The sequence below is a fragment of the Photorhabdus asymbiotica genome, assembly GCF_003634575.1.
Lineage (GTDB): Bacteria > Pseudomonadota > Gammaproteobacteria > Enterobacterales > Enterobacteriaceae > Photorhabdus > Photorhabdus asymbiotica.
In genome coordinates, this window is the sequence record NZ_RBLJ01000001.1 from 1,326,803 (window position 1) to 1,342,930 (window position 16,128).

13 protein-coding genes are annotated in these 16,128 nt (G+C 45.8%); all 13 read right to left on the reverse strand.

Annotated elements, in window-relative coordinates; genetic code table 11:
* Positions 1–72: 72 nt before the first annotated feature.
* Positions 73–990: a UDP-3-O-acyl-N-acetylglucosamine deacetylase gene (lpxC, locus tag BDD30_RS05835; protein WP_012777292.1), complete on the reverse strand. Its 918-nt coding sequence runs from the start codon at positions 988–990 to the stop codon at positions 73–75.
* 98 nt (positions 991–1,088) lie between these two features.
* On the reverse strand, positions 1,089–2,249 hold the full coding sequence (gene ftsZ, locus BDD30_RS05840) for a cell division protein FtsZ (RefSeq protein WP_012777291.1): 1,161 nt from the start codon (positions 2,247–2,249) through the stop codon (positions 1,089–1,091).
* A 63-nt stretch (positions 2,250–2,312) separates the two neighbouring features.
* On the reverse strand, positions 2,313–3,569 hold the full coding sequence (ftsA, locus tag BDD30_RS05845; protein WP_012777290.1) for a cell division protein FtsA: 1,257 nt from the start codon (positions 3,567–3,569) through the stop codon (positions 2,313–2,315).
* Between the two features lie 42 nt (positions 3,570–3,611).
* Entirely contained in the window at positions 3,612–4,415 is an 804-nt protein-coding gene (gene ftsQ, locus BDD30_RS05850) for a cell division protein FtsQ (RefSeq protein WP_012777289.1), read from the reverse strand.
* A gap of 1 nt (position 4,416) precedes the next feature.
* The gene (locus tag BDD30_RS05855; RefSeq protein ID WP_012777288.1) at positions 4,417–5,337 is read right to left on the reverse strand and encodes a D-alanine--D-alanine ligase; all 921 of its coding nucleotides are present in this window, start codon (positions 5,335–5,337) and stop codon (positions 4,417–4,419) included.
* Positions 5,330–6,805, reverse strand: coding sequence for a UDP-N-acetylmuramate--L-alanine ligase (murC, locus tag BDD30_RS05860; protein WP_041382723.1), 1,476 nt, complete (start codon positions 6,803–6,805; stop codon positions 5,330–5,332). Before murC ends, BDD30_RS05855 begins: the two co-directional genes overlap by 8 nt.
* 55 nt (positions 6,806–6,860) lie before the next feature.
* On the reverse strand, positions 6,861–7,931 hold the full coding sequence (gene murG / locus BDD30_RS05865; RefSeq protein WP_012777286.1) for an undecaprenyldiphospho-muramoylpentapeptide beta-N-acetylglucosaminyltransferase: 1,071 nt from the start codon (positions 7,929–7,931) through the stop codon (positions 6,861–6,863).
* Positions 7,928–9,121, reverse strand: coding sequence for a cell division protein FtsW (gene ftsW, locus BDD30_RS05870; protein WP_012777285.1), 1,194 nt, complete (start codon positions 9,119–9,121; stop codon positions 7,928–7,930). The genes murG and ftsW overlap by 4 nt, the downstream gene beginning before the upstream one ends.
* On the reverse strand, positions 9,121–10,431 hold the full coding sequence (murD, locus tag BDD30_RS05875) for a UDP-N-acetylmuramoyl-L-alanine--D-glutamate ligase (RefSeq protein ID WP_041381638.1): 1,311 nt from the start codon (positions 10,429–10,431) through the stop codon (positions 9,121–9,123). The genes ftsW and murD overlap by 1 nt, the downstream gene beginning before the upstream one ends.
* A gap of 2 nt (positions 10,432–10,433) precedes the next feature.
* Positions 10,434–11,516: a phospho-N-acetylmuramoyl-pentapeptide-transferase gene (gene mraY, locus BDD30_RS05880; RefSeq protein WP_012777283.1), complete on the reverse strand. Its 1,083-nt coding sequence runs from the start codon at positions 11,514–11,516 to the stop codon at positions 10,434–10,436.
* Positions 11,510–12,889 (reverse strand): UDP-N-acetylmuramoyl-tripeptide--D-alanyl-D-alanine ligase, encoded by a 1,380-nt coding sequence (murF, locus tag BDD30_RS05885; RefSeq protein ID WP_012777282.1) that lies wholly within the window; start codon positions 12,887–12,889, stop codon positions 11,510–11,512. The genes mraY and murF overlap by 7 nt, the downstream gene beginning before the upstream one ends.
* Positions 12,886–14,373, reverse strand: a complete 1,488-nt coding sequence (murE, locus tag BDD30_RS05890; protein WP_012777281.1) for a UDP-N-acetylmuramoyl-L-alanyl-D-glutamate--2,6-diaminopimelate ligase — start codon at positions 14,371–14,373, stop codon at positions 12,886–12,888. The genes murF and murE overlap by 4 nt, the downstream gene beginning before the upstream one ends.
* On the reverse strand, positions 14,360–16,126 hold the full coding sequence (locus BDD30_RS05895) for a peptidoglycan glycosyltransferase FtsI (RefSeq protein ID WP_012777280.1): 1,767 nt from the start codon (positions 16,124–16,126) through the stop codon (positions 14,360–14,362). Before BDD30_RS05895 ends, murE begins: the two co-directional genes overlap by 14 nt.
* Positions 16,127–16,128 lie beyond the last annotated feature (2 nt).

A 16,128-nucleotide genomic window follows, 5' to 3' on the forward strand; every position in this document is an offset into this window, starting at 1 on the left:
AAAAAACATCAATGAAAACAAAACCACTGATAGCATAACGCACTGATCATAATTGAGCTACTCTCTAAAGAACTATGCCATTACAACTGATGGAGCACGAAAAGCCAGAGGCATTTCAGCTTCATCTTCGAAAGTGATCAGTTCCCATGCGTTTTCTTGCGCCAAAACTGCCTGCAACAGCTTGTTGTTCAATGCATGACCAGATTTGAACGCAGTAAACGCGCCAATGATGTTATAGCCACACATAAATAAATCACCAATTGCATCTAACATTTTGTGGCGAACAAATTCGTCTTCAAAACGCAAACCATCTTCATTAAGCACGCGATAATCATCAACAACAATCGCACAATCAAAACTACCACCTAAACACAAGCCTTTAGATTGTAAGTACTCAATATCACGCATAAAACCAAAGGTACGTGCACGACTGATTTGACGAACAAATGCGTCTGCTGAGAAATCTAGGCAATAACGCTGAGAACTTGAATCAATCGCAGGATGATTGAAATCAATAGTGAAATCCAGACTGAAACCATTATAAGGTGTCATCTCTGCCCACTTATCGCCATCTTCCACACGAACAGCCTCTTTAATTCGCAGGAATTTTTTAGATGTGTTCAATTCTTCAATACCAGCATCCAGCAGCAGGAAGACAAACGGGCTGGCACTACCATCCATAATAGGAATTTCTGGCGCATCAACTTCGATAACAATGTTATCGATACCCAACCCTGCAAGTGCTGCGTTTAGGTGCTCAACTGTTGAGATTCGCACATCATGCTCATTTACCAGGCAAGTACAGAGCATAGTATCACGCACAGATTTTGCATCTGCCGGAAAATCAACCGGTGGATTCAAGTCAGTGCGACGATAGATGACCCCGGTATTCGCCGGTGCTGGGCGCATTGTCAGCGTGACCTTCTTACCGGTGTGCAAACCGACGCCAGTCGCCTGAACAATACGTTTAAGTGTCCTTTGTTTGATCATCGTTTTATCTCGCAATGTTATCCATCCTGCCAACCACTATACACTATGGTTGGCGGGGAAGTTTAGCACAAAAAGCGGAGAATCCAATCTTTTAGCTATTAATCGGCCTGTTTACGCAAAAATGCAGGAATATCCAGATAATCTGGTTCTTTGTTTGTTTGTGCGTTTTGGTCATTCACCACTTTTGCCGCAGGTTTATTTTCTTCCGACAATGAGGACAGACCACCAGATATCTGCTGATGACGGTGCTCCATTACACTTGATTGAGATGCCTTGTTGGTAACTAGCGTAATTTCAGGGCGCTTGTCCATGCCAATACCAGTAGCAACCACAGTTACACGTAACTCATCATTCATGTCTGGGTCCAGAGAAGTACCGATAACGACAGTTGCATTATCAGACGCAAATGCCCGAATAGTGTTACCCACGGTTTCGAACTCATCCAAACGCAGATCAAAGCCAGCAGTAATGTTAACCAAAACACCACGAGCACCAGACAAGTCGATATCTTCTAGTAACGGGCTGGAAATTGCCATTTCAGCAGCCTCTTCTGCGCGATCTTCACCCTGAGCAATACCAGAACCCATCATCGCGTAGCCCATTTCTGACATCACGGTGCGCACGTCAGCAAAGTCAACATTCATCAAGCCTGGACGTGTTATCAGTTCGGCGATACCCTGAACCGCACCTTTCAAGACATCATTAGCTGCCCCAAAAGCATCCAATAGTGAAATGCCACGGCCAAGCACTTTCAACAACTTGTCATTAGGGATAGTAATCAATGAATCTACATGCTTGGACAATTCAGTGATCCCTTGTTCAGCAAATGCCATACGTTTCTTACCTTCGAAATTAAAAGGTTTAGTCACGACAGCAACTGTCAAAATCCCTAGTTCTTTTGCAATTTCAGCGACCACAGGTGCAGCGCCAGTACCGGTCCCCCCCCCCATACCGGCAGCGATAAATACCATATCCGCACCATCAAGAGCTGTACGCAATGAATCACGATCTTCTTGTGCAGCAGTACGGCCAACTTCTGGATTTGCACCAGCCCCCAAGCCTTTAGTAATACCATTACCAATCTGGATAGTCTGGCCGACAGCAGTTTTACGTAATGCCTGAGCATCCGTATTTACTGCGAAGAATTCAACACCTTCGATACGCTCACGCACCATGTGCTCAACAGCGTTACCGCCGCCACCGCCGACGCCGATGACTTTAATCACCGCGTCATTGGTTAATTCTATTGGTTCAAACATAGTTTCTCTCCGCTTTGTGCCTTTATATCGAGACCAAAAAACAGATGTAGTCTCTGTATAAAATTAAAACTCTTTTTTCAGCCAGCTACTGACTTTCTTAAACCAGCGACTCACTGAAGCATGTTTTTCAATATCCGCATCACCATTAAGATGAGAGGCTTTTCCGTAATGCAACAACCCTACTGCTGTTGAATAATAGGGTTCCTGCGCATAGTCCGTCAGACCAGTAATATTAAGAGGTTGACCAATGCGCACCTGAGCATGGAATACACGCTGGGCACATTCAGCCAAACCATCAATCTGGGCACCACCACCGGTTAAGACAATACCCGCAGCCAAATGGTGTTTAACACCTTGCTGGCGTAACTGTTCCTGCAATCGCAGGATTTCATCATTCACTAAATTCAGTAATTCGATGTAACGTGGCTCAATCACTTCAGCCAACGTCTGGCGCTGTAAGCTACGAGGTGGGCGCCCACCGACACTCGGTACCTCCACACTTTCATCCTTGCTAACCAACGAACCCAACGCACAACCGTGACGTACTTTTATCGTTTCGGCATCACTTGGTGGAGTACCAAAGGCATAAGCAATATCGCTGGTGACGACATTCCCAGCGTAAGGGATTACTTTGGTATGACGCAGCGCTCCGCCGGTATACACCGCAATATCCATCGTCCCACCGCCAATATCTACCACACAAACTCCCAGTTCACGCTCATCCTCAGTTAAAACCGCATAGCTGGCAGCCAAACCAGAAAAAATAAGCTGATCGACTTTCAAACCACAACGTTCAACGGCTTTTGCGATATTTTTCGCCATATCGTTATGGCAGGTAATCAGATGAACTTTCGCCTGCATACGCACTCCGGAAAGCCCTACTGGATTTTTGATGCCTTCCTGATAATCGATCGCATACTCTTGAGGAATAACATGGAGTATCCGGTATTCATCACGTACACGAACCGATTTGGCCGTATGAACGACATTGTCTACATCTTCTTGGGTGACTTCCTCTTCAGAAATGGGAACCATCCCAATTTCATTCTGACAACTGATATGTTTTCCAGATAACGCCAGATAAACAGAAGAGATTTGACAATCTGCCATTAATTCAGCCTGATCGATAGCCCGCTGTACACATTTAACAACCGACTCCAGATCGTTTACACCACCTTTATCCATGCCGCGGGATGGACAGCTTCCCACCCCGATAATATTAACCATACCATCGGGCAGAATTTCACCAACAAGGGCAGATACCTTTGCTGTGCCAATCTCAAGGCCAACTACTAATTTTCTGTCCGTCGATTTGATCATTGTTATTCTGCCTGCCTCTATATTATTACCAGTAACTGTTTATTACCCATTGACCGGAGCATCAGGAGCACCAATTAGCAAAGGTGCCCAACCTACCGCGGCGCCGCTGTCATAACGTAAATCCACATAATCCACTCTTTTCTCTTTGTTCTGCTGTAATAGTGGATAAAGCTCGATAAAACGTTTAATACGACCTGTTGTATCCATTCTTCCCAGCTTTAGTCGGATATCATTATCCAGTGTCAGTTGCCAAGAACGACGATCAGTCATTGCTACAACTTTTAATTTCAATTTATTGGCAGCAAGAAGTTTAGCCATTGCCCGGTAGCCATCAAGCACCTCTTTCTCACTACCTTGCGGGCCATAAAGCATCGGGAAGTGACCTTTAGCTTCCCATTCAGCCGGTATACTAAACACCAGCCCTTCTGCATCCAGCATCTGTGTATCATTCCAACGCACATAAGGAACATATTCTACCAGATGAATTCTCAGTTCATCAGGCCACTGTTTACGGACAGTGACTTGCCTTATCCATGGCATCCGTTCAATCTGTTGCTGAATGATATTCACATCCTGCGTCATGAAAGTTCCCGGCTGCCCTAATGACAAAATTGCCTGCCGAATATCATCGTTGGTGGTGTAATGACGTTCCCCCGTTACCACCAGCTTAGAAATAGGCAATCTGTTAGTATCTTTCATCCAGTTAAGAACTGCCCAACCACCCCAAATAATGGTGCCAAGTACCATCAAGAAGAAGATAAGCCCTGCCAGATAAGAGCCGTTACTAGGGCGGGAACGACTATTTTCACTATCCCGCCCCTTTACTTTCAGGGCCGCCTGAGACATATCAATCAGCCAACTCCAAAATCTTTACTACCAACTGTGAAAAATTTAACCCTGCTTGACGTGCTGCCATTGGCACTAAGCTATGACTGGTCATCCCCGGAGATGTATTCACTTCCAACAGATAGAAAACACCATCAGAATCCATCATGATATCTACCCGGCCCCAACCACAGCATCCAACTGATTTATAAGCTTTTAATGCTAACTCTGCCAATTGTTGTTCTTTTTCATCACTTAAACCACTCGGACAAAAATACTTTGTTTCTTCAGACCAATATTTTGCATCATAGTCATAAAAAATAGCAGCGGGCTGAATACGAATAGAAGGTAAAGCCGTATCACCGAGAATAGCCACAGTGTATTCTGGACCATACAGCCATTTTTCTATCAACAAGTCAGCGTCATAACGAAATGCTATCTCCAATGCACCACGCAACTCTGAAATCTCATTAACCTTAGTCATACCCACACTGGAACCCTCCAGACTTGGCTTAACAATTAATGGCAAACCTAAATCTGCTACATGTTCTTGGAGTTGCAAATCAGTAAATTGTTCAAACTGCTGCAAATTAATTGCAACATATGGCGAAACCGTCAATCCTATCCCTTGCCATAACTGCTTTGTACGCAATTTATCCATCGACAAGGAAGAAGCCATCACGCCACTACCGGTATAAGGCAGCTGCAAAAATTCTAATACGCCTTGCAAAGTACCATCTTCCCCGCCACGACCATGAAGCGCGATAAAGACTTTCTCAAATCCCGCTTCTTTAAGTTGCGTTACAAGAAAATCTTTTGTATCAATTGGATGAGCATCAATACCTGCTTCTTTCAATCCAGCCAGCACGGCATGTCCAGACAACAGTGAAACTTCACGCTCAGCAGAAGTTCCTCCCAACAATACCGCGACTTTCTCAGCCATGGTGTTTTTCCTCATTCAAAGATGGCTGTAATTTTGTTTCAGCCAAATTGCGCGCTATTTTGCCTATATTCCCGGCCCCTTGAACCAGAACTAAATCATTACCGTCTAGTACTTGTGCCAACACAATCGCCACTTTTTCTGGCTCAGATACCAGAATCGGATCTAACTTACCGCGGCTACGGATAGTACGGCACAACGAACGGCTATCCGCCCCCGGAATAACCGCTTCGCCCGCAGAGTAAACGTCCAACATCAGCAATGCATCCACCTGATTCAATACATTGGCAAAGTCATCGTACAGATCACGCGTCCGAGTATAACGATGAGGCTGAAATACCATCACAATACGCTTATCTGGCCAGCCAGCACGAGCGGCTTTAATGGTTGCATCCACTTCCGTTGGATGATGACCATAATCATCAACCAACATTGCACTACCACTTTTGCCGTTAACATGCTCCAGAGAAAAATTTCCCAGAAAGTCAAAACGGCGTCCGGTTCCCTGAAAACCTGCTAACGCAGCCAGAATATCACTGCCAGAAATGCCTTCTTCAGTTGCAACAGCGACTGCTGCTGCCGCATTTAGCGCATTATGGCGACCCGGTGCATTTAATACGACTTTCAAATCAACCATATCTTGACGACTAACAGTAAAATACCCTTGAGCCCCTTTTTGCTCATAATGGGTGATACGTACATCTGCTTCCTCACTGAAGCCATAAGTCGTGATATAGCGTCCCACACGAGGGATTAACTCTTTGACGACAGGATCATCAATGCACATGACTGCACGCCCATAAAAAGGTAAGTTGTGCAGGAAGTTGATAAACGTCTGTTTCAGCTTTTCGAAGTCACCATGATAGGTATCCATATGGTCTGCTTCTATATTAGTAACTACTGCCACCATGGGCTGCAAATGCAGGAAAGAAGCATCACTTTCGTCGGCCTCCGCAATTAAATAGCGGCTGCTACCAAGACGAGCATGTGTTCCTGCCGCTTTGACTAAACCACCATTAACAAACGTTGGGTCTAAACCAGCCTGTGCATAAATGCTGGAAATCATCGCCGTGGTAGTTGTTTTTCCATGAGTCCCCGCAATAGCAATACCATGACGGTAACGCATCAGTTCTGCCAACATCTCTGCTCTGCGAATGACCGGAATCCGAGCTTCACGAGCAGCAATAATTTCTGGGTTATCTGCTAAGATTGCAGTTGAAGCCACAACAACACTAGCATCCAGTACATTTTCAGGACGATGGTTAAAATAAATCTGAGCACCCAACTTAGTTAGTTGCCGAGTTACCGGATTTGGCGCCAAATCAGATCCACTAATCTGGTAACCTTCATTGGCCAACACTTCGGCGATCCCCCCCATGCCAGCACCACCAATGCCAACAAAGTGGATATGCCTGACTTTTCTCATTTCAGGCACGAAAGCTCTTAATTTCGCCAGTTGTTGTGTATTCACGTTTTCTTCTTCACTGTATATGTTTACTTCACCACCCTGTTTCAGGTGGCCTGAATCATTTTTCTGCTGCATCAATTAATGCCGCCGATACTCTCTCAGTTGCATCAGTAATTGCTGCTAAACGGGCTTTTTCTGCCATTTCCAACAATTGTGGGCGTTGCCACTGAGTTAATAATTGTATTACTGCATCAACCGTAAATTGCGGTTGTTCCAGTATCTCTGCTGCACCAACTCTCTCCAGTGGTAGTGCATTCCAATATTGCTGACGATCTTTATGCTGAAATGGTACAAAAATCCCAGGTAATCCGGCTGCTGCCACTTCGCTGACTGTCAACGCACCAGAACGGCAAATCACCATATCAGCCCAGGCATAAGCTTGTGCCATATCATCAATAAATTCAGTAACTTTGTGTTCGCATTTAACTAATAAATTGTTATAGGCATTCTGAACACTTTCTTTAGCCCCTTTGCCTGTCTGATGCCAAAGGGTAATTTTATCACCCATATGGGCAGCAATTTCAGGCATTGTCTGGTTGAGAATTCTTGCCCCCTGACTACCACCAACAACTAGAACCCGAATCGGGCCTTCACGCCCTGCCAAACGCTGTTCAGGGCGGGGTAATGCCAACACGTCTTCACGGACAGGGTTCCCAACAATAGGTGCTTTCGGGAATGCACCGGGAAATGCCTGTAAAACAGTCGTAGCAATTTTTGCTAGCCAACGATTTGTCAGCCCTGCAATACCATTCTGTTCATGCAGGACAACCGGAATACCGCACATCCACGCAGCAATACCGCCAGGGCCAGAAACATACCCTCCCATTCCGAGCACTACATCTGGCTGATAGCGACGCATAATCGCTTTTGCCTGGCGAATGGCTTTGAAAATTCGCACCGGAGCAACTAACAGTGCTTTGATTCCCTTACCTCGCAAACCCGAGATCTGAATAAAATCAATCTCAATGTCATGTTTCGGCACTAAATCAGCTTCCATCCTATCCGCTGTTCCCAACCAGCGAACTTCCCAGCCCTGGTTTTTTAAATGATGAGCTACAGCCAAACCAGGGAAAACGTGTCCTCCAGTTCCACCTGCCATCACCATCAAACGCCGGGTTTTGCTACTCATCGAGTGCTCCTTACAAACGCCTGTGCTTTTGCCAAGCGTGTTTCAAAATCAATTCTTAATAGCAATACGATAGCAGTCGACATAATTAGCAAACTTGAACCACCGTAACTAATCAAAGGTAAAGTCAGACCTTTGGTCGGTAACATACCTGCGGCTGCACCAACGTTAACCAGGGTTTGAAAACTGAACCAGATACCAATCGAACAAGCCAGAAAACCAGAAAAACGCTGATCCATCTGCAATGCACGACGACCTATAGTCATCGCACGAAAAGCGACGAAGAATATCATTAACAATACAAAAACCACACCTACGTAACCCAATTCTTCTGCTAAAACAGAAAAAATAAAGTCAGTATGTGCTTCTGGCAGGTATGCCAATTTCTGTACTGAATTTCCTAATCCTTGCCCTAAAAATTCTCCTCGACCAAAAGCCATCAAAGATTGTGTTAATTGATAACCTTTGCCATACGGATCTTCCCAAGGGTCCAAAAAAGAAGTTACACGGCGTATACGATAGGGCTCAGCAATAATTAACAGAACGACTGCAAACACTCCTGAACCAATAATCGCCAGAAACTGCCATAACTTTGCCCCCGCCAGAAATAACATGGCCAATGTTGTAACAAACAGCACTACTACAGTTCCCAAATCGGGCTGAGCTAAAAGTAATACCGCCAACACCACCATGACACTCATTGGCTTACAGAATCCCCAAAAGTTATTCCGCACTTCTTCCACTTTGCGCACCAGATAACTGGCGAGATAACAAAACAGAGAAAGCTTGGATAACTCCGCAGGCTGAATTCTCAAAGGTCCAAGAGCAATCCAACGCGATGCACCATTTACCGAACTTCCCACTACCAATACAACCAGCAACAGGATAACGGAGATAAGCAACATCAGGTTGCTATAGCGCTGCCAGAAATCCATCGGGATACGCAGTGTGATTAATGACAACCCGAAAGCCAGCAAGAGATAAACCACATCACGCTTAGCAAACAAAAATGGATCTTCAGCAAGACGCTGCCCAACCGGCATTGATGCTGATGTCACCATAATAAAGCCGACAATACCCAATCCGAGTGCCAGCCAAACCAGTGTGCGATCGTACAACACCATATTAGTAGCATCGGTTTCACGACCACCAATAACCCAGTCTTTTAATCCACTGAACCCGGGAATAGACATCAGCCCAACTCCTCCGCCAAACGAGCAAACTCATGACCACGCTGTTCAAAATTACGGAACTGGTCAAGGCTCGCACAAGCAGGAGATAACAGCACCATGTCACCAGCCACCAGCCGCGGCGCAATATCACGTATCGCCTGTTCCATAGTTTCAGTTAATGTCGCTATTTCCGGACGTAGCTGCGCCAGTCGTTTCCCATCCCGGCCAAAGCAGTAAAGCCGAACTTTATCCCCACAAAGGAATGGCTTGAGCGGAGAAAAGTCTGCTGATTTACCATCACCACCTAGCAGCAAATAAAGCGTACCCTCTAAGTTAAGACCATTAAGCGCCGCCTCCGTACTGCCAACATTGGTCGCTTTAGAATCGTTAATCCAACGCACCCCGTTGTTCAAATGAACAAGTTGGAAACGGTGGTTAAGCCCCGGATAAACCGTCAATGTTGCCAAACTGGCTTCACGAGGAATACCAACCGCATCAGCTAAAGCTAATGCAACCAACCCATTGACGTAGTTATGTCGCCCGGTCAGCTTAATTTCATTCGCCGCTAGCAATGACTGGTTGTGAACTTTCAAAAAGGCATTTTCACTATCAAGCTGGTAATCACCACAATCGACACCAACGCTGACACAACGGCTGTCCATACCCGTTTCAGGCAATGTCAGAGTATCCTGAACATTCACAATGCATCTTTTTGCCTGATGATAAACCCTCAATTTAGCTGCCCGATACTGAGACAAGCCCTGAGGATAACGATCCATATGGTCTTCAGTTACATTCAGCACAGTTGCCGCCGCTGCCTTTAGACTATATGTAGTTTCCAACTGAAAACTGGAAAGTTCTAAAACATAAAGCTGACAAGATTGTTTCAATAGTTCTAATGCAGGAAGACCAATATTACCGCCAACCCCCACTTGCCAACCAGCAGCTTTCGCCATTTCTCCGACAAGACTAGTCACGGTACTTTTACCATTAGAGCCCGTGATTGCGATTATCGGGGTCGTTGCCTCACGGCAAAATAATTCGATATCGCCAACGATTTCTATGCCTGCATCAGCTGCGGCTTGTAATTCAGCTGTCGCCAAAGCAATGCCCGGGCTTACAACAATCAAGTCAGCATCCATCAACCAATTGGCATCCAAACTTCCACAATGGCATGCAACATCATCAGGCAGTTTATCCCTACCAGGCGGCATTACACGGGTATCCATCACGCGAGGGATGACACCGCGTACCATAAAAAAGTCAACGCAAGAGAGGCCTGTCAGCCCCAATCCAATAATGACGACTTTTTTACCCAAATAATCCGTCATGATTATCGTACCTTCAATGTTGCCAAGCCAATCAGTACTAACATCAGAGAAATAATCCAAAAACGCACGATAACGCGCGGTTCTGGCCAGCCTTTCAATTCATAATGGTGATGAATAGGCGCCATTCGGAAAATACGCTGTCCTCGCAGTTTAAAAGAACCTACCTGCAAGATAACCGACAAGGTTTCTACCACGAATACACCGCCCATAATCACCAGTAGAAACTCCTGACGCAGCAACACAGCAATGGTCCCAAGTGCACCACCCAATGCCAAAGAACCAACATCTCCCATAAAAACCTGAGCCGGGTAAGTGTTGAACCACAGGAAACCCAATCCAGCACCAACAATTGCAGTACAGACGATGACTAATTCGCCCGCATGGCTCAAGTAAGGAATATGCAAGTAGTTGGCAAAATTGACGTTACCTGTTGCCCACGCAACAAGTGCAAAACCAGCCGCAACAAAAACCGTCGGCATAATTGCCAAACCATCCAACCCATCAGTCAGATTCACTGCGTTGCTGGTTCCAACAATCACAAAATAAGACAACAGAATGTAAAGCACACCCAGTTGCGGCATCACATCTTTAAAGAATGGCACAACTAATTGTGTTGCCGGGGTACCTTTACCGACGCTGTACATGGCAAATGCTACGCCCAATGCCAAGATTGACTGCCAGAAATACTTCCAACGGGCAATCAACCCTTTAGTATCTTTGCGCACGACTTTACGGTAATCATCCACGAAACCAACAATGCCGTAACCAATCAACACAATCAGTACGCACCAAACATAAGGGTTATTCAAACGCGCCCATAGCAGTACCGAAATCGTGATTGAGAACAGGATCAACAAGCCACCCATCGTCGGTGTGCCACGTTTACTGAAATGAGATTCTGGTCCATCATTACGAACAACCTGCCCAATTTGTAATTTTTGCAGGAAGACGATCATACGCGGCCCCATCCATAATGCGATAGCCAAAGCAGTCAGCAGGCTGACAATAGCCCTAAACGTCAAGTAAGAAAAGACGTTAAAGCCGGTATGATATTTGACCAAATATTCGGCCAGCCAAACTAACATGTGAAGCTCTCCTGTAATGCATGGACAACATCTTCCATTGCGGTATTGCGCGAACCTTTAACTAACACTGAAATGACCTTGTGTTGTTGTAATAGTGGAATCAATGTTGCGATCAATGCGGCTTTATCCGCAAAATGCTGACCACAGCCGCTTGCCTCACTAATATGAATACTTAATTTACCGACACTGAACACACGATCGATACCGCAAGAAGCTGCGGTTTCACCAATTTGACGATGGTAATCTTCTGACTGTTCACCCAATGCCCCTATATCACCAACAACCATCACTCGGTAACCCGGCATCTGTGATAACACCTGGACCGCAACGGTCATTGAACCAACATTGGCGTTATACGTGTCATCAAGCAGCAATTTTCCTTCTGCCAGATTGATTGGAAACAACCGCCCCGGTACCGCTCTCAGCTCCGACAAGCCCAGACGAATATCTCGTAAGGTTGCACCAACAGAAATTGCTAACGCACTGGCAGCTAATGCATTGGCGACATTGTGTTTCCCAGGCAACGGCAAGTTGATTTCTGTGCTACCAATAGGAGTATGTAGACAAAAATCCGTAGTCAGTTGTTTAACCTGAATATCCGTGGCATAAAAATCAGCGCCTGATGCTTGTTGCATGGAAAAACGCTGTACTGTCTTGTCACCAATAACCTGTTGCCAGTAAGCCCAATCATTGCTTTCCACATTGATAATAGCCGTACCTTTTTCTGGAAGGCCGGTAAAAATCTCGCCCTTAGCTTTTGCAATACTCGCAAGAGAACCAAAATCTGCTAAGTGCGCTGCAAACAGGTTATTGACTAATGCCGTTTCTGGCCTAACCATTTCTACGGTATAGGCGATTTCACCAACATGGCTTGCACCTAATTCAACCACAGCAAACTCATGTTGTTCTGTCAGTCTGAACAATGTCAGCGGTACACCAATATCATTATTCAGGTTACCCGCGGTATAGAGCGTATTACCACACTGGCGCAAAATCGCGGCGGTCATCTCTTTCACCGATGTTTTACCGGACGAACCCGTTAGCGCAACAACCCGGGCTTTACTCTGTTGGCGAACCCAACCAGCCAATTTACCCATTGCCAAACGAGTATCTTCAACCACAACCTGAGGACAATTAATCGCTAATACACGGCTAACCAACAAAGCACCAGCGCCCGCTTTTACTGCATCAGCAGAAAAATCATGAGCGTCAAAACGTTCACCTTTCAATGCAATAAATAAACTACCATTTTCAACCTTACGGTTATCAGTAGTAACATCACGGATATAGATATCTATTGCCTGTCGCTCAGTTACCTGATTTAGTACCCCATCAGTGACCTGCGCCAATTGTTGTAATGTGAGGGAAATCATGCAATTACCCCCAGTAACCGGGCAACAGTCAAGCGGTCTGAATAATCCAAGCGGCGATGACCTACCAACTGATAATCTTCATGGCCTTTACCCGCCACCAATACAACATCATCTTGTTTTGCCTGCATAATGGCACTAGTCACCGCTTCAACACGGCCATGAATGACTATTGCTCGCCCCGGATCAATAAAACCGGTCAAAATATCATCAACAATTGCCTGCGGTTCTTCACTTCTCGGGTTATCATCGGTAGTAATCACATAGTCGGCCCACTGTTCTGCCACACTTCCCATTAAAGAACGCTTGCCCTTATCACGATCGCCACCACAACCAAAAACGCACCAAAGCCTACCTTTACAATGCAGGCGTGCAGCCAACAAAGCTTTCTCTAGTGCATCAGGTGTATGTGCATAATCAACAACGACAGTTGGCTTATCCGGTGCATTGAATACTTCCATTCTTCCGCAAACAGGTTCAAGGCAGGAAGCTGTTTCAAGCAGTTTTTTCAATGGATAACCCAGCGCTAATAAGGTAGAAAGTGCTAACAGCAGGTTGCTGACATTGAATGCTCCCATCAAGGGACTGTCAATTGTACCGCCTCCCCAACTGGACTCAAAAGTAACAGATACGCCTTTATCGTGATATTTTATTTCACTGGCCGACAACCAACGCCCTTGCCAATTTTCCGGCAGACGGTTTTCCATCGTTACAGCAACCGCTTGCGGTAAACGGGATAACCATTTCTGACCAACATCATCGTCAGCGTTAATGATTTGCTGTTTCACATTGTGAGAGGAAAATAGCAGCCATTTCGCTGCTTCATAGTGTTCCATATCACCATGGTAATCCAGATGATCACGACTCAGGTTGGTAAATACCGCCACCTCAAATGGCAATGCGGCCACACGCCCCTGAACCAGCCCATGGGACGAGACTTCCATTGCCGCAAAAGTTGCCCCTTTCTGAACAAGCTGTTGCAGATCCAGTTGGATATCAACAGCTGAACCGGTGGTATTTTCACTTGGTGCCACATGCCCCAATAAACCATTACCTACTGTTCCCATCACTGCGCTGATTTCACCCAATCCGTGAGCCCACTGCGCAAGTAATTGAGTCGTTGTCGTTTTACCATTAGTTCCGGTTACGCCAATCAGGCGCAGTTGACCACCAGGGTGGTGATAAAACTGACCAGCTAATTGTGACAACTTATTATTCAAATCACTCACATAAACAACCGGAACACCGTGAATAACCTGCACCGTCCCGCTATCAGCCTCGCCCTGGGCTTCTGCAATAACCGCCGCGACTCCTTGCGCGATGGCTTGAGGAATGTAGTGTCGACCATCTACCTGATGCCCTTTAATAGCAACAAACAAATCTCCGGCAGCCGATTTACGGCTATCCAATGTCATTTCGCGTAATGCACACTCTGGAGCATCAATACCCAACGGAGCGAGTAAACTGCGTAGATTACGATCTGCCACCTGTATCCTCTTTCTTATTAATCACAAATTCATTTTTATCACCTGCTGCCAAAGCATCCGGCTCCACATTCATAATGCGCAGAACACCGCCCATAATGGCACCAAATACCGGCGCAGAAACCGCACCACCATAATATTTACCTGCCTGTGGCTCATTAATGACCACAACTAAAGCAAACCTTGGGTTACTTGCAGGAGCAACACCTGCGGCGTAAGAGATATATCGATTAACGTATTGGCCATCCGGCCCAACTTTCTTTGCAGTACCCGTCTTGATTGCAATCCGATAACCTTTTACCGCGGCCCGCACTCCACCACCGCCAGGCAAAGCCACACTTTCCATCATATGAACGACTGTTCGCATGATGGGCTCAGGAAATACTCTTGTACCTGGCACAGGTGGATCAACTTTGGTAATTGACAGAGGACGGTAAATACCCAAGCTACCAATCGTTGCATAGACCCGCGCTAACTGTAATGGTGTTACCATCAGCCCATAACCGTAAGAAAAGGTCGCCCTCTCAAGATCTGACCACCGTTGTTTTCCTGTTGGATATAAGCCACTGCTTTCACCAACCAACCCCAGATTAGTCGCCTTTCCTAACCCAAAGCGTGAATAAACATCCACCAATTCTGTCGCGGGCATCGCTAACGCTAGCTTAGAGACACCGACATTGCTCGATTTTTGTAAAATACCAGTGATAGATAATTCCGAATAACGGGATACATCTTTAATTTCCTTACCGCTTATCCTAAAAGGTACTGTATTAATAACCGTATTTTCTTTGATGATACCATTATCCAGCGCAGCCATTACCACCATCGGCTTAACAGTGGAACCTGGTTCGAAAATATCGGTGATAGCACGGTTACGCATCGCGTCTTTTGGCGTATTGAGGAAATTATTTGGGTTATAAGACGGGTTGTTGGCCATTGCCAGCACTTCTCCGGTATTAACATCTACCAGTACTGCTGTACCAGATTCTGCTTTATTAAAAGCTACCGCGTTGGTCAGTTCCCGATAAACTAGTGCCTGCAAGCGTTCATCGATACTCAATACCAAATTGTGTGCCGCCAAGCTATCGACAGATGAGATATCTTCGATGACACGACCAAAACGGTCTTTACGTACAATCCGCTCGCCAGGCTGACCAGTCAGCCAGCGATCAAAACTTTTTTCCACACCTTCCATACCCTGACCATCAACGTTGGTCACACCAATAATATGGGCTGTTACCTGGCCAGACGGGTAATAACGCCGAGATTCTTGGCGTAAATAAATTCCCGGCAATTTCAGTTTATCAATATAATCGCCAACCGATGGATTGACCTGTCGTGCTAAATAGACAAAACGACCTTTAGGATTAGCACTAATTTTGTTAGTAAGTTGCTCAACAGGCAGGTTAATAGCATCAGACAAAGCTCTCCAGCGGGTATCATCAGTAATTCCCCCTTTTTCAAATACCTCTTTCGGATCTGCCCATACAGCATTTACTGGAACACTGACAGCCAAAGGTCGCCCCAGACGATCGCTTATCATACCGCGTGCAGTCGGAATCGACTGCACGCGCAAAGAACGTAAATCCCCTTCTTTAACCAATTGATCCGGATTGATAACTTGCAAGTAAGTCACTCTCAGCAACAAGCCAACCAAAGCAAGGACAATTCCCCCGCACAGCAACGCAAAACGCCAACTGACAAAGCTGGCTTTATCTTCTTGCCGTTTTGATTTCGCGAAACGAGCTGCTTTCATCG

Excerpts from the sequence above, each read along its gene's own strand:
- murD (WP_041381638.1), bottom strand. The coding sequence starts at position 10,431 with ATGACGGATTATTTGGGTAAAAAAGTCGTCATTATTGGATTGGGGCTG.
- BDD30_RS05895 (WP_012777280.1), bottom strand. The coding sequence starts at position 16,126 with ATGAAAGCAGCTCGTTTCGCGAAATCAAAACGGCAAGAAGATAAAGCC.
- ftsA (WP_012777290.1), bottom strand. The coding sequence starts at position 3,569 with ATGATCAAATCGACGGACAGAAAATTAGTAGTTGGCCTTGAGATTGGC.
- ftsQ (WP_012777289.1), bottom strand. The coding sequence starts at position 4,415 with ATGTCTCAGGCGGCCCTGAAAGTAAAGGGGCGGGATAGTGAAAATAGT.
- lpxC (WP_012777292.1), bottom strand. The coding sequence starts at position 990 with ATGATCAAACAAAGGACACTTAAACGTATTGTTCAGGCGACTGGCGTC.
- ftsZ (WP_012777291.1), bottom strand. The coding sequence starts at position 2,249 with ATGTTTGAACCAATAGAATTAACCAATGACGCGGTGATTAAAGTCATC.
- mraY (WP_012777283.1), bottom strand. The coding sequence starts at position 11,516 with ATGTTAGTTTGGCTGGCCGAATATTTGGTCAAATATCATACCGGCTTT.
- BDD30_RS05855 (WP_012777288.1), bottom strand. The coding sequence starts at position 5,337 with ATGGCTGAGAAAGTCGCGGTATTGTTGGGAGGAACTTCTGCTGAGCGT.
- ftsW (WP_012777285.1), bottom strand. The coding sequence starts at position 9,121 with ATGTCTATTCCCGGGTTCAGTGGATTAAAAGACTGGGTTATTGGTGGT.
- murF (WP_012777282.1), bottom strand. The coding sequence starts at position 12,889 with ATGATTTCCCTCACATTACAACAATTGGCGCAGGTCACTGATGGGGTA.
- murG (WP_012777286.1), bottom strand. The coding sequence starts at position 7,931 with ATGAGTAGCAAAACCCGGCGTTTGATGGTGATGGCAGGTGGAACTGGA.